This window comes from Brevundimonas sp. KH_060 (assembly GCF_057838275.1).
Genome location: NZ_CM174463.1, coordinates 920,255 through 933,334, shown reverse-complemented (window position 1 = coordinate 933,334; position 13,080 = coordinate 920,255). Strand labels below are relative to the sequence as shown.

At 68.1% G+C, this 13,080-nt stretch carries 13 protein-coding genes; 9 read left to right on the top strand and 4 right to left on the bottom strand.

Annotation, left to right across the window (positions count from 1 at the left end; translation table 11 throughout):
• Positions 1 to 147: 147 nt before the first annotated feature.
• From AC3IPP_RS04680 to AC3IPP_RS04665, 4 genes are all read left to right on the top strand, one after another.
• Positions 148 to 984, top strand: coding sequence for an acyl-CoA thioesterase (locus AC3IPP_RS04680; protein ID WP_489150541.1), 837 nt, complete (start codon positions 148 to 150; stop codon positions 982 to 984).
• A gap of 72 nt (positions 985 to 1,056) precedes the next feature.
• On the top strand, positions 1,057 to 2,247 hold the full coding sequence (locus AC3IPP_RS04675; RefSeq protein ID WP_003165666.1) for a thiolase family protein: 1,191 nt from the start codon (positions 1,057 to 1,059) through the stop codon (positions 2,245 to 2,247).
• 50 nt (positions 2,248 to 2,297) lie between these two features.
• Positions 2,298 to 2,810, top strand: a complete 513-nt coding sequence (eco, locus tag AC3IPP_RS04670) for a serine protease inhibitor ecotin (protein WP_489150540.1) — start codon at positions 2,298 to 2,300, stop codon at positions 2,808 to 2,810.
• A 231-nt stretch (positions 2,811 to 3,041) separates the two neighbouring features.
• The gene (locus tag AC3IPP_RS04665) at positions 3,042 to 3,377 is read left to right on the top strand and encodes a VOC family protein (RefSeq protein ID WP_087139614.1); all 336 of its coding nucleotides are present in this window, start codon (positions 3,042 to 3,044) and stop codon (positions 3,375 to 3,377) included.
• Positions 3,378 to 3,381: 4 nt separating this feature from the next.
• Here the strand turns inward: AC3IPP_RS04665 and AC3IPP_RS04660 are convergent, their stop codons facing one another.
• The 3 genes from AC3IPP_RS04660 to thiE all read right to left on the bottom strand — a co-directional run bounded on the left by AC3IPP_RS04660 (position 3,382) and on the right by thiE (position 6,828).
• Entirely contained in the window at positions 3,382 to 4,362 is a 981-nt protein-coding gene (locus AC3IPP_RS04660; protein WP_489150539.1) for a hypothetical protein, read from the bottom strand.
• A gap of 59 nt (positions 4,363 to 4,421) precedes the next feature.
• Entirely contained in the window at positions 4,422 to 6,047 is a 1,626-nt protein-coding gene (locus AC3IPP_RS04655) for a sensor histidine kinase (protein WP_489150538.1), read from the bottom strand.
• A gap of 118 nt (positions 6,048 to 6,165) precedes the next feature.
• Positions 6,166 to 6,828, bottom strand: coding sequence for a thiamine phosphate synthase (gene thiE / locus AC3IPP_RS04650; RefSeq protein ID WP_489150537.1), 663 nt, complete (start codon positions 6,826 to 6,828; stop codon positions 6,166 to 6,168).
• A 117-nt stretch (positions 6,829 to 6,945) separates the two neighbouring features.
• Between thiE and AC3IPP_RS04645 the strand changes: the two genes are divergently transcribed.
• From AC3IPP_RS04645 to AC3IPP_RS04625, 5 genes are all read left to right on the top strand, one after another.
• A complete protein-coding gene (locus AC3IPP_RS04645) occupies positions 6,946 to 7,131 on the top strand; it encodes a (2Fe-2S)-binding protein (protein ID WP_003165676.1) in 186 nt (61 codons plus the stop codon).
• Between the two features lie 181 nt (positions 7,132 to 7,312).
• On the top strand, positions 7,313 to 7,813 hold the full coding sequence (gene bfr, locus AC3IPP_RS04640) for a bacterioferritin (RefSeq protein ID WP_087139619.1): 501 nt from the start codon (positions 7,313 to 7,315) through the stop codon (positions 7,811 to 7,813).
• Positions 7,814 to 8,075: 262 nt separating this feature from the next.
• Positions 8,076 to 8,642 (top strand): elongation factor P, encoded by a 567-nt coding sequence (efp, locus tag AC3IPP_RS04635; RefSeq protein WP_087139622.1) that lies wholly within the window; start codon positions 8,076 to 8,078, stop codon positions 8,640 to 8,642.
• Between the two features lie 133 nt (positions 8,643 to 8,775).
• On the top strand, positions 8,776 to 9,582 hold the full coding sequence (locus AC3IPP_RS04630; RefSeq protein WP_489150536.1) for an inositol monophosphatase family protein: 807 nt from the start codon (positions 8,776 to 8,778) through the stop codon (positions 9,580 to 9,582).
• Positions 9,583 to 9,854: 272 nt separating this feature from the next.
• Positions 9,855 to 10,895, top strand: a complete 1,041-nt coding sequence (locus AC3IPP_RS04625) for a glycerophosphodiester phosphodiesterase (RefSeq protein ID WP_489150535.1) — start codon at positions 9,855 to 9,857, stop codon at positions 10,893 to 10,895.
• 223 nt (positions 10,896 to 11,118) lie between these two features.
• Here the strand turns inward: AC3IPP_RS04625 and AC3IPP_RS04620 are convergent, their stop codons facing one another.
• A complete protein-coding gene (locus tag AC3IPP_RS04620) occupies positions 11,119 to 12,963 on the bottom strand; it encodes an ABC transporter transmembrane domain-containing protein (protein WP_489150534.1) in 1,845 nt (614 codons plus the stop codon).
• Positions 12,964 to 13,080 lie beyond the last annotated feature (117 nt).

Here is a 13,080-nt window from a genome sequence, read left to right as displayed (position 1 = left end):
GCGTCAGGCTTTTGACAAGGGTTGCCAATCGCGACGGAGTAAGTCAGTTTCTATTTGCAACGGACATGGCCGTTCCCCGGCTGTTTCCTTCCCTCGACTCGGAGGCGGCGCCGTCGCAGGTTCCGCCTCCGCTTTTCGATGTGAGTCATGACCGAACCAGACCTGATCCACGCCGCCTTCCGCCTGACGCCCGAAGATGAGGGGGCTTTGGCCGCCCACCTATCGGGCGAGTTCTCCAACGGTCCGATCAGCGCCCCGCCCGAAGCGGGCTTCCCCTTCGGCGGCCTGCTGGCGGCCCTGTGCGCCGGCGCGATGCGTCAGGGCCTGGGGATCGAGGCGCCGCTGCGCAGCCTGACGGTCCAGTATCTGGCCGCCGCCCGCTATGGTCAGTCCCTGCACTTCCGGCCCCGGATGCTGCGCGGCGGCCGCAACGTCGCCTATGCCGTGGTCGAGGGCGGGCAAGGATCGAAGCTGACCCACCACGCCAGCGCCACCTACGGCGCCGACGGCGCGACGGCTTCGCCCCTGACGCCGTTGCTGGCCCCGCCGCCCTCGCTGGACAGCCTGAAGGACGCGCCGGGCATCAGCGGCCCGATGGCGCCGCGCTTCTCGCAGCACGTCGACTATCGCTTCGAGAACGGCCCCAACATCCTGGGCGGCAACGAGAACAAGCCGGTCGTCGAGCGGGTGTGGATGCGGGTCAAGGACGGCGCGCCGCTGGACGAACTGCGGATGTGCTACCTGCTGGACGCCCTCTATCCGCCCGCTTGGACGGCCTTCAAGGCGCCGCCGATGATGACGACGGTGGACCTGCGTTGCGACTTCCTGGCCGACCCGACGCCGGACAGCGCGCCTGACGGCTGGGTCTTCTTCGAATACCGCCTGCTGGATCACGGGCTGGGCTGGTCGGTGGACGAGGCGATCGCCTGGGGCGCCGACGGCCGCCCGCTGGCCCTGGCCCGCCAACGCCGCAAGCTGCTGTGAGGCGCCGCTTGCCAGCGGGCCTTCGCCTCCCCTAATCCCCCTCGAAACGATTCACTTACGGAAACGCCCGCCATGACCGCCGCTTCTGATCCCGTCGTCATCTGCTCCTTCGCCCGCACCCCGATGGGCGGCTTCCAGGGCGCGCTGTCGCCGGTCAAGGCCACCGACCTGGGCGCTGCTGCGGTGAAGGCCGCCGTCGAGCGCGCGGGCGTCGCGCCGGAGAAGATCGAGCAGATTTTCATGGGCTGCGTCCTGCCGGCCGGCCTGGGCCAGGCTCCGGCGCGTCAGGCCGCCATCGGCGCCGGCCTCGGCAAGCATGTCGAGGCGACCACGGTGAACAAGATGTGCGGCTCGGGCCTGCAATCGGCCATGATGGCGCACGACGCCCTCTTGGCGGGCACGGCCGAAGTCATCGTCGCGGGCGGCATGGAGTCGATGACCGGCGCCCCCTATCTGATGAACAAGCACCGCGGCGGCGCCCGCATCGGCCACGACGTCATCGTCGACAGCATGATGATGGACGGCCTTGAAGACGCCTATTCCCCCGGCAAGGCCATGGGCGTCTTCGCCGAAGACGCGGCGGCCCAGTATCAGTTCACCCGCGAGGCGATGGACGAATACGCCATTGAAAGCCTGACCCGCGCCAAGAACGCCATCGCCTCGGGCGCCTTCAAGGCCGAGATCGTCCCGGTCGAGGTCGCCACCCGCAAGGGCCCGGTCACGGTCAGCGAGGACGAACAGCCCGGCAAGGCTGACCCCGCCAAGATCCCGACGCTGAAGCCCGCCTTCGTCAAGGACGGCGCCGTCACCGCCGCCAACTCCAGCTCCATCTCCGACGGCGCGGCCGCCATGGTCATGACGCGCGAAAGCACGGCCAAGGCGCTGGGCCTGCCCATCGTCGCCCGCGTGGTCAGCCACGCCGCCCACGCCCATGAGCCGGCCCTGTTCACCACCGCCCCCGTCCCGGCCATGCAGAAGGCCCTGAAGAAGGCTGGATGGTCGGTCGAGGACGTGGATCTGTGGGAGGTCAACGAGGCCTTCGCCGTCGTCGCCATGATCGCCCAGCAGGAACTGGGCATCGACCGCGCCAAGCTGAACGTCAACGGCGGCGCCACGGCGCTGGGCCACCCCATCGGGGCGTCGGGCGCGCGCATCCTGTCCACTCTGCTGGCGGCGCTGCAGGCGCGCGGCGGCAAGAAGGGCGTGGCCTCGCTGTGCATCGGCGGCGGCGAAGCCGTGGCCATGGCGGTGGAACTGGTCTGAACCTGCGGCGTTGTCGGCGGTCAAGCTTACTGACTGTGGAGACCTCCCCCTTGAAACTCCCTACCCTCTTCGCCGCCGGCGTCGCCGCCTTGAGCCTGACCGCCTGCGCCACCGCCCAGGCTGAAGGCGCCATGACCCAGAACAACACCGTGACCGGCCAGGCCGGGTCCGCCGACCTCAAGGCCTTCCCGGCCGCGACGGCGGGCCAGACCCGCCACGTCATCAACCTGCCGGCCCAGTCGGACGAGGATGCGCTGAAGGTCGAACTGATCCTCGGCAAGACCAAGACCGTCGACTGCAATCGCCAGTTCTTCGGCGGCAGCCTGGAGACCCGCACGGCTCAGGGCTGGGGTTACGACTACTATGTCCTGCCCGCGCTGGGGGCCGGAGCCAGCACCCTTATGGGCTGCCCGCCCGGCTCGGAGCACGAGGCTTTCGTGACGACTCAGGAACAGCCGCTGATCCGCTACAACTCGCGCCTGCCGGTGGTGGTCTACACGCCGTCGGACGTCGAGGTGCGCTATCGCGTCTGGCGCGCGGGCGAGACCCAGACGGCGCGCTGATCCGCGCCGTTCATTGAGATCAGACGCGGGCGTCGGTCGGATTCGGTCGGCGCCCGTTCTGTATCAGAGCCGCGTCGTCCGTCCGCGTCCCGCTGCATCAGCGAGGCCAGTGAGGCGCATCCGGCGCTCAGGACGATCATGGGCCGACTCCTGCATTTGCGAACCATTTGCAGGTTTGCGCAGAGTCGGCCTTCGTGCAAGCGTCCGCCTCCATTTCTCTGGAGAGTCGCCATGCGCGAAGACGGCAAGCTGGATTATCTCGAACTGCCCGCGACAGACCTGGCGGCGCACAAGGCCTTCTACGCCCAGGCGTTCGGCTGGACCTTCCAGGACTACGGCCCGGCCTATGCGGCCTTCAGCGAGGGCCTGGACGGCGGCTTCACCCCCGACGCCATGACGCCCAAGCCCCTGCCCATCCTCTACGCCCACGATCTGGAGGCCATGCAGGCCAAGGTCGAGGCGGCGGGCGGCGCGATCACTCACGCCATCTTCGCCTTCCCGGGCGGGCGGCGCTTCCACTTCCGCGACCCGTCCGGCAACGAACTGGCCGTCTGGTCCGAGAAGTAAGGCCCTATTTGGGGTCCACCGTCTGAGCGATGCGCTCGGCCTCGTCACGGTCAGCGCCGTCCTGGGCCATCACCCAGACGTGGATCTCGGCGGGTTCCGCCGAACGCTGGAACAGATGCTCCATGGCGACGCGCCGCTGGCCTTCGGTCGTCACCACCGAGACACGACCGCCGACCGTCACATGGTCCCCGTCATAGATGGGAAACTGCGACGACGGCCCGGCGTAGATCATCAAATAGGTCTTGCCCGCCTTGCGCGCCGAATAGACGTGGGCGCCGGGCGCCGCGCGTCCTTCAACCAGTTGGAAGCTGGGCGGCATGTCGATGATGAACGGCAGGGCCGCCCGCTCAGCCGCGCTCAAGCCCTGTGGATTCGGCGCGGACGCCGCCGGCGCCGGCGGCGGAGCGGGCAGGACCGCCTGAGGCCGAGGGGTTCCGAGCGGCGCCTGACCTGCGATCTTCGGCGGTTGCGGGCGCGGGACGGGGGTCGCCTGAGAACGCGGCTGCGGCGCGGTCTGAGGCGCAGCCGGGGACGTCGTCCGAGGTGCGGTCTGGGGCGCTGCCTGGGGCGCTGCTTCAGCAGGCCTCCGAGCAGTCTCCGGCTTTGTCGGCGGCGGCGTCTGCGGGGCGGGCGGCGCCTCGTTCAGACGGCGCGTCAGTTCCTCGATCCTGGCCCTTTCAGCAGGGTCTTGGCGCACAGCGGCCGGAGGCGAGGTCGGCTGCGCCCGTGCTTGCGGCGCAGGCTGGGGCGCGGCAGGACGAACCGGTTGTGGTGCAGCCTGTGGCGCGGCCTGGCGCACAGTTTGGGGCGTCGGCTGTGCAGCGGGCGTCGTCGCCCTTTGCGGCGCAGGCGGCGCGCCGTTCAGACGGCGCGTCAACTCTTCGATGCGGGCGCTTTCGGCTGGGTCCTGCTGCGCGGCGGCAGGCGTCGCGGACAGGGCCAGAGGGGCGGCGAGCGACAGGGCGGCGACGAGTACGGCTTTCATGGCCGCGACATTGGCGGCGCGGGCCGTACCGGGTCAAGCGGCCATCGCGTCCCGCCGGATCAGGCGCCGGGCAGCTCCACCCAGAAGGTCGCGCCCTGCCCCGACGCCGAGATCACGCCGATCTCGCCGCCCTGCAGCTCGACCAGCCGCTTGGCCAGGGTCAGGCCGACGCCATGCCCCTCGATGGCCGAACGCTCCAGGCCCAGACGGTTGAAGGGCTCGAACAGTTGCGCCTGCTTCTCTTCCGACAGGCCAGGTCCGCGATCGACGACCTCAATGCGGATGCGATCGCCGCTCCAGGCCGCGCGCAGGATGACCAGCCCGCCCGAGGCGCCGTATTTGACGGCGTTATTGGCCAGGTTGCCCACCACCTGCGTCAGACGCTGGGAATCGGCCCGCGCCACCAGATGATCGCCGGCCGCGACCACCTCGATCTTCACCGCCGCTGTCTCAGGATTCAACAGCAGGCTGCGGCGGACGTCCTCAAGCACGCCGGTGACGTCGGTAGGCCTCAGGTCCACCTTGACCGCGCCCGCCTCCGCCCGCGCCACATCGAGCAGGTCATGGGTCAGAGCCTCGACCTGACGCGCCGTCTTGACCAGCATCTGGGCCATCTCGACCTGGTTGGGCGTGGCAGCGCCCAGGTGCCCGCCGGCCCACAGCTCGCCGATGCCGATGACGCCGCCGATCGGGCTCTTGATCTCATGGGCCACATTGGCCAGCAGTCGCGACTTGGCCGCCGAGGCGCGCTCGGCCCGCGCCCGCCCCTCGCGAGCGCGTTCAGCCAGGCGATCCCGCTCTTCCAGCAGAGCCGCGACCATGACGATCGGCATATAGCCCAGCAACACCAGAAGCTGCCCCAGCATGGCTCGCTGTTCGGCGTTGAAGTCGTGATAGGGACCGTGCCCGGCCATGGTTCCGCCGATGGCCATGACCGAGACGATCATCAAGGCCCAGGCGATGCCGACGACACGGAAGCGCACCGCCATGAGCACCAGCAGCGGCAACAGCAGGAACCCATAAGGCAGGCTCAGTTGCGAGAAGATGGCGTAGCAGGCGCCCATGATCAGGGCGCTCAACCCCACGCCCTCAGCCAACCGGACGGGCTGACGCAGAATATCCAGATGCGTCCGGCGCAAGGTCAGGCCGAACACGCCCAGAACAGCGAAGCCCAGGGCGTGGGCGCTCCACCAGATCCGCAAGGAATCCAGAAGATCGGCGCCGATCATCATGTTCAGGGCGACGGCGCTGAATACGGCGGACGGAAGCGGAGCGATCGCGCAAACGGCCAGGAACCGCGCCAGCCCTTCAACGCTGTCGACGTGCAGTCCCGTCACCAGTCGGCGCGTCAGCACCACCGCCAGGACGATCTCCAGCAGATTGGCCGCGGTGAACAGCAAGGCCAGCGACGGCCCATTGCCGCTCAGGAACTCGCCCGCCAGCACGCCCGCCGTGATCAATACGGCGAAACCGCAATCGTAGGCGATCCCGCGCCCGCCGCGCAGCCACAGCGCCAAGGCCAGGCCGCCCGCTCCCCACAAGGCCGCCACCACGCCGTTGGCGCGGGCGAAGCTGACCGCCAGAACCACCAGGACGGTGACGCCCACGGCGGTCAGGATCGGCAACAGAGGATGGCGGAAGAAGGCGGTGTTAGCTTGTGACGACGGGAGCGTACGGGGCGTCATGCCCGACGGCTCCACAACAGCTTCAGTTCTTTCGAGCGCACGGCTCATCGTCATGATCGGGTCCACGGGGCGACACTAAGGCCTCACCCTGCCCGAGTTTCCTAAACATCCTCTGAAGTCAGGAAGCAGCGCCCGCCAGGGCCCCGTCAAAGGCCCTCATCGCCGCCGCCGGTCCTTGCGGATGCGCCCACACCCCGGCGCTGACGGCCACGAAGTCCGCCCCCGCCGCCGCTAGGCCGGCTGCATTCTCGGCGGTGACGCCGCCGATGGCGACGCAGGGAACCTCCATGGTCTCCTGCCAGATGGTCAGGATATCCGGCTCGGCGTGATGAGCGACCTCCTTGGTCTCGGTCGGGAAGAAGGCGCCGAAGGCCACGTAATCGGCCCCGCCCTCGGCCGCCTCCATCGCCAGATGGCGGCTGTCGTGGCAGGTGACGCCGATCATGGCGTCCTCGCCCATGATGCGACGCGCCTCGGCCAGGGAGGCGTCCTCCTGGCCCACATGCACGCCGTCGCAGCCGGTCGCCCGCGCCAGGTCCGGCCGGTCGTTCAAGATCAGGGCCACGTCGTGCGCCTGGCAGATCGGTTTCAGCCGCGCGACGGCGGCGCGGACCTCCTCGTCCGAAGCCTCCTTCAAGCGGATCTGCAGGGCGGCGCAGTCGCCCGCCGACAGGGCGGCCTCCAGATCGGCGGCGAAGGCCTCCAGGTCCGGAATGGCGACCGGCGTGATCAGATACAGCCGACAGGGCGGACGGGCGGGGATTTGCGGTTGACGAGCCATGGCCGAGCCCTGCCCCCAGCCGTCCTCGCCGTCAATGTCGCATGTGCATGCGAATGATTTGCACCCGCCTTAATAAATGCTATAGCGAGCCATTCTCAGTGTTCCGGGTGCCCCGCCTTGTACGTCTGCAACTGTAACGGTCTTCGCCAGCGTGACGTCGCCCTCGCCATCGAGGCGGGCGCCAACCGTCCGAAGGACATCTTCGCCAGCCACCAGTGCGCGCCCCAGTGCGCCAAATGCGTGTGCGAGATGCGCCAGATGATCCAGGAAACCCAGGCCGCCTTCGCCATCGCGGCGGAGTAGCGCTCACCTATGGTGGCGCCGCTTTTTGAAAGCGGATTTCACTCGCATTATCAATGCAGTGATAAAAACTCGCAAATAATCCACGGCGTTTCAGCCGTGCTATGAAGTCCTCACGGGCGGCCGAGAGGCCCTGTCGTCGCGCCGACGTCGCTTTCGCCGCCGCTGAACAAGGACGACGACCATGAAGGGCGATCCCGCGATCATCCGCACCCTCAATGCGGTGCTGACCAACGAACTGACGGCGGTGAACCAGTACTTCCTGCACGCCCGCATGTTCGAGAGCTGGGGTCTGACCCACCTCGGCAACGTCATCTACGAAGAATCGATCGGCGAGATGAAGCACGCCGACATGCTGATCAAGCGCATCCTCTTCCTGGACGGCCTGCCCAATCTGCAGGACCTGCACAAGCTGAAGGTCGGCGAAGACCCGATCGAATGCCTGGGCGCCGACCTGCAGCTTGAGATCGACAGCCGCGCCACGACCCGCGACGCCGTCACCCAGTGCGAGGAAGCCCGCGACTACGTCAGCCGCGACCTGCTGATGAAGATCCTGGCCGACACCGAGGAGCACGTCGACTTCCTCGAAAACCAGCACAGCCTGATCAAGCTGATGGGCGCACAGAACTATCTGCAGTCGGCGATGAAGGACATCGTCACCGACGGCGCCGCCACGGGGAACTAAGGCTCTTCTATCCTGCCGTCATCGTCGGGCTTGACCCGACGATCCAGCCGCACAGCCGTTTGACACATCCGTATCTGCGGTCGCGCCTGCTGGATGCTCGGATCAAGTCCGAGCATGACGGCGCAAGAGGAACGGCATGAGAGGACAGGCGCCCCCGCCATTGCCCTTTTTCGGCTTATCCTCTAGGGCTCGCCGCGATTTGGCGCGCCACGCTCTGGCGGTCGGCGCCTGCCGCCCCCCAGCAACGAGCCCTACGGTTCTCATGAAAATCAACGCCAACACCATCAAGCCCGGCATGGTCCTGCAACACAATGGCGGCCTGTGGGTCGTCACCAAGGCCAGCCACGTCAAGCCCGGCAAGGGCGGCGCTTTCGCCAACGTCGAGGCCAAGAACCTCGAGACCGGCAACAAGCTGAACGAACGCTTCCGCTCGGAAGACAAGGTCGAGCGCGTCACGCTGGAACAGCGTGACTACTCCTACCTGTTCGACAACGGCGAAACCCTCGTCTTCATGGACGACGAGTCCTACGAGCAGATCGAACTGCAAAAGGGCTGGGTCGGCGACGAACGCATCCCCTACCTGCAGGAAGGCATGAAGGTCATCATCGAGATGCACGAAGAGCGTCCGATCGGCCTGGAACTGCCGGAACAGGTCGTTCTGGAAGTCGTCGAGACCGAGCCGACCGTGAAGGGCCAGACCGCCTCGTCGTCCTACAAGCCCGCCAAGGCGTCGAACGGCATCCGCGTCATGATCCCGCCCTTCATGTCGACGGGCGAGAAGATCATCGTCGACACTTCGACCGGCGAATACGTCCGCCGCGCGGACTAACAAAGGCCGCGTTTCCCGGCCAAGGCCGGACGCTATAAAGACTACAGGGGCGCGGATGGTCCGCGCCCCTTTTGCTTCTCCGTCCATCCGGGCCGCTGGCCTTTTAAGGATCGACGGATCAGGAGAACCGCCTATGGCCCTCGCTTCCGCCCTGCTTCAGGTCATGATGGACGCCGTCCGCAAGACCGCCCGCCCGATGCTCCGGGATTTCGGCGAGGTGTCCCAGCTCCAGGTGTCCCGCAAGGGTCCGGGCGACTTCGTCACCGCCGCCGACGTCAAGGCCGAGCAGACCCTGTTCGAGCTGCTTCTGAAGGCCCGCCCCGGCTACAGCTTCCTGGGCGAGGAGCGCGGCATGATCGAGGGCACCGACAAGACCCACACCTGGATCGTCGACCCGATCGACGGCACCACCAACTTCATGCACGCCATGCCCCACTTCGCCATCACGGTGGGTCTGGAGCGCAAGCATCCCGACGGCACGTCCGAGATCGTCGCCTGCGTCACCTACAACCCGGTCATGAACGAGATGTTCTGGGCCGAAAAGGGCAAGGGCTGCTACCTGAACGACACGCGCATCCGCATCGCCGGGCGCGCCGACATGGCCGAGTGCCTGATCGCCACGGGCCTGCCCTTCATCGGCAAGACCGGCCACGGCCAGGCCATCAAGGACATCCACGCCGTGGGCCAGCGCGTCGCGGGCATCCGCCGTCTGGGCGCCGCCTCGCTGGACTTCGCCTGGGTCGCTGCGGGCCGTTACGACGCCTATTTCGAGCGCAACCTGCAGCCGTGGGACGTGGCGGCGGGCATCCTGCTGGTCACTGAGGCCGGCGGCGTCGTCACCACCATCGACCAGGACGGCGATCCCATGAGCGGCAAGCAGATCATCGCCGGCAACCCGGACATCCAGTCCAAGCTGCGCAAGATCCTGCGCGAGGCCTGATCCCCCTCTCCCGATGGGAGAGGGCTTGAGCCTCCAAGAGCGAAGCGATTGGCAAGGCGAAAGGGTGAGGATTCGCGGCCAAAGTCGGCGTAAGCCGCCGCGCCACGGCTCACGCCGACTGGCGGGACAAGCCCCTCACCCTTTGGCTGCTTCGCGCCGCCCTTCGGGTCGCGCAAGAACGACGGCTGCGCCGCCGTGCGCTCAAACCCTCTCCCGCCGGGAGAGGGTCGCGTGATCACGCGCCTGTCACCTGCGCCCCCTACCCTCCCGACATGATCGCCGCCATCCTGACCGCCGTCCTCCTGTCGTCGAGCCAACCGGCCATGTCCGCTTCCCCTGCCAAACCAATCGTCATCGCCCATCGGGGCGCATCCGGCGAGCGGCCCGAACACACGCGCGCCGCCTATGAACTGGCTATCGACCAGGGCGCCGACTTCATCGAGCCGGATCTGGTCATGACCCGCGACGGCCATCTGGTCGTGCGCCACGAGAACGAGATCGGCGAGACCACCGACGTCGCCGACCGTCCCGAATTCGCCACGCGCCGCACCACCCGCAACGTGGACGGCGTTCCCATCACCGGCTGGTTCACCGAAGACATCACCCTGGCCGAGTTGAAGACCCTGCGCGCCCGCGAGCGGCTGCCCGCCCTGCGCCCCGCCTCGGCCGCCTTCGACGGCCAGGAGCCGATCCTGACCTTTGACGAGGTCGTCGCCATCGCCCGCGAAGGCGCAGCCCGCACCGGCCGCGTCATCGGCGTCGCGCCCGAACTGAAGCACCCGTCCCACTTCGCCGCTCTGGGCCTGCCGATGGAGGACGCCTTCGTCGCCGCGCTGGAGCGCCACGGACTGACCGCTGCCGACGCCCCTATCCTGATCCAGTGTTTCGAGGTCGGGACGCTGGAACAGTTGAAGGCGCGCATTGATGCGCCCCTGCTGCAACTGATGCAGGCGGGCGGCGGCCCCGCCGACCGGCCCGGCTCAACCTATGCCGAAATGGCGACGCCGCAGGGGCTGGCCGAGATCGCCCGCTACGCCGACGCCGTCGGAGTGCAGGATCTGATGGTCGTGCCGCGCGACGAGGCGGGCCGCGCGCTGGACGCCTCCAGCCTCACGGCTGACGCCCATGCGACGGGACTGAAGGTCGTGGTCTGGACCTTCCGGGCGGAGAACCTGTTCCTGCCCGCCCAATACCGCATCGGCGACGCGCCCGCCGACCACGGCGACCTGACGGGCTGGCTGAAGGCGATCTACGCGCTGGGCGTCGACGCCGTGTTCAGCGATTTTCCCGCAGCGGCTGTAGACGCACGCTGACGTCCCTCTCCCGATGGGCGAGGGCTTGAGGCTCGAAGAGCCGAAGGCGATCCGCCAGCCGAAAGGGTGAGGGTTCGCGGGTGAAATCGGCCGAAGGCCGTCGCATCACGGCCTGGGCCACGGCTGACGCCGACTGACAGGACAAGCCCCTCACCCTTTCGCGCAAGAACGATCGCTACGCTCTCGTGCGCTCAAGCCCTCTCCCGCCGGGAGAGGGTCTTACTTACGTCCCCTGGAACTGAAGCTTCGCCAGACGCGCATAAAGCCCGCCCTTGGCCGTCAGTTCGGCGTGGGTGCCTTCCTCGACCACCTGGCCGCCGTCCATCACCACGATGCGGTCGGCGCGCAGCACGGTCGCCAGCCGGTGGGCGATGACCAGGGTGGTGCGCGCCTCCATCGCCTGATCCAGCGCGGCCTGCACCAGCCGTTCGTTCTCGGCGTCCAGCGCGCTGGTCGCCTCGTCCAGCAGCAAGATCGGCGCCTCGCGCACCAGCGCTCGCGCGATAGCCAGGCGCTGGCGCTGGCCGCCCGACAGGCTCTTGCCGCGCTCGCCCAGAGGCGTGTCGAAGCCTTCCGGCAGGGCGTCGATGAAGCCCAGCGCCTGGGCCTCGGCGGCGACGGCGCGGGCTTCGTCCAGCGTGGCGACCTCGCGGCCGAAGCGGATGTTCTCCAGCGCCGAGCCCGAGAACAGCGGCGCCTCCTGCGACACCCAGGCGAAGCGGTTGCGCACATCGACCGGATCAGCCGCGCGCACGTCGACGCCATCCACCGACACCAGACCCGACTGCGGATCATAGAAACGCAGCAACAGGCGGAAGACCGTCGACTTGCCCGCCCCCGACGGCCCGACCAGAGCCACCGTCTCGCCCGGCCGCACGGTCAGGCTGAAACCCTTCAGCGCGGGCAGGTCGGGACGGCCCGGATAGGCGAAGTCCACCGCCGACATCGACACCTCGCCGCGCGGCGGTTGAGGCAGGGCGACCGGACTGGCGGGCGGCGCGATGGCGGGGGTCGCCCGCATCAGCTCGTCGATCCGCTCCATGGCGCCCGCCGCCTTCTGCACGTCGCCCCAGCTTTCGCCCAAAGCCCCGACAGCGCCCGCCGCGAACACCGACAGCAGGACAAACTGCAACAAGGCGCCCGGCGTCATGGTCCCGGCGATCACGTCCTGCGCGCCCAGCCACAGCACCAGCGTCACGCCGCCGAACATCACCATGATGATCATGGCGGTCATCACGCCGCGCGCCCGCATCCGCTTCAGGGAGACGCCGAACGCCTCCTCCACCGCCGCGCCGAAGCGGCCGATGGAGCTCTTCTCGCGGCCGAAGGCCTGAACCGTCTCGATGGCGTCGACGCTTTCGCCTGCAAAGCCCACCGCCCCGGCGAAGGTGTCCTGCGACTGCACCGTCAGGCGACGCACCACGCGGCCGAACAGGAACAACGGCACGATCAGCACCGGCACGATCAGCAGCACGAACCCCGTCAGCTTCGGACTGACGAAGAACAGCAGGATGACCCCGCCGATCAGGGTCAGGAAGTTGCGCAGCGCATAGCTGATAGAGGTGGTCAGCAGCGTATCCACCAACTGGATGTCCGTCGTCAGGCGCGACAGCACCTCGCCCGTCCGCATATGGGCGAAGAAGACCGGGTCCAGCGTCAGGATGCGCTGGAACAGCGCCGTACGCAGGTCGGCGATGATCCGCTCGCCCGTCTTGGTGACGTAGAAATAGCGTAGCGCCGTCGCCAGCCCCAGGATCACGGCGTTGAGACCCAGGATCAGGAACCATTTGTCGATATTGGCGCCGCCGTTCTCGAAGCCCTGGTCGATGGCGCCGCGCGCCGTCGCCGTCAGCGCCAGAGAAGCGACCGTCGAACCTATCAGCCACACCGTCGCGATGGCCGCGTCCATCTTGTGACGCCCCAGGAAGGGCAGCAGCCGTCCCAGAGGGCGGATGTTGCGGCTCTTGGCGCGCTTGCCGCCCGCCTCGTCCATCTGTTCGGCCAGGACAGCTCCGGCGCCGGGGCGGCCGGTCGGCTGGGCGTGACGTTGAGGTTCAGCTTGGGTCATGGTCGCGCTCTTGCCCCGGATCGCACCCCGGTGTAAACGCCGCCCCTCGCTCCCGTCGCGCTCTGTGGCGGGATTCTCTAATTACGCGCAGTGACGGTCGGCATCGTCGTCGCGCAG

Coding starts and splice junctions, on each gene's coding strand:
- AC3IPP_RS04620 (WP_489150534.1), bottom strand. CDS start 12,963: ATGACCCAAGCTGAACCTCAACGTCACGCCCAGCCGACCGGCCGCCCC.
- thiE (WP_489150537.1), bottom strand. CDS start 6,828: ATGGCTCGTCAACCGCAAATCCCCGCCCGTCCGCCCTGTCGGCTGTAT.
- AC3IPP_RS04625 (WP_489150535.1), top strand. CDS start 9,855: ATGATCGCCGCCATCCTGACCGCCGTCCTCCTGTCGTCGAGCCAACCG.
- bfr (WP_087139619.1), top strand. CDS start 7,313: ATGAAGGGCGATCCCGCGATCATCCGCACCCTCAATGCGGTGCTGACC.
- AC3IPP_RS04660 (WP_489150539.1), bottom strand. CDS start 4,362: ATGAAAGCCGTACTCGTCGCCGCCCTGTCGCTCGCCGCCCCTCTGGCC.
- AC3IPP_RS04680 (WP_489150541.1), top strand. CDS start 148: ATGACCGAACCAGACCTGATCCACGCCGCCTTCCGCCTGACGCCCGAA.
- AC3IPP_RS04675 (WP_003165666.1), top strand. CDS start 1,057: ATGACCGCCGCTTCTGATCCCGTCGTCATCTGCTCCTTCGCCCGCACC.
- efp (WP_087139622.1), top strand. CDS start 8,076: ATGAAAATCAACGCCAACACCATCAAGCCCGGCATGGTCCTGCAACAC.
- AC3IPP_RS04655 (WP_489150538.1), bottom strand. CDS start 6,047: ATGACGCCCCGTACGCTCCCGTCGTCACAAGCTAACACCGCCTTCTTC.
- AC3IPP_RS04665 (WP_087139614.1), top strand. CDS start 3,042: ATGCGCGAAGACGGCAAGCTGGATTATCTCGAACTGCCCGCGACAGAC.
- AC3IPP_RS04630 (WP_489150536.1), top strand. CDS start 8,776: ATGGCCCTCGCTTCCGCCCTGCTTCAGGTCATGATGGACGCCGTCCGC.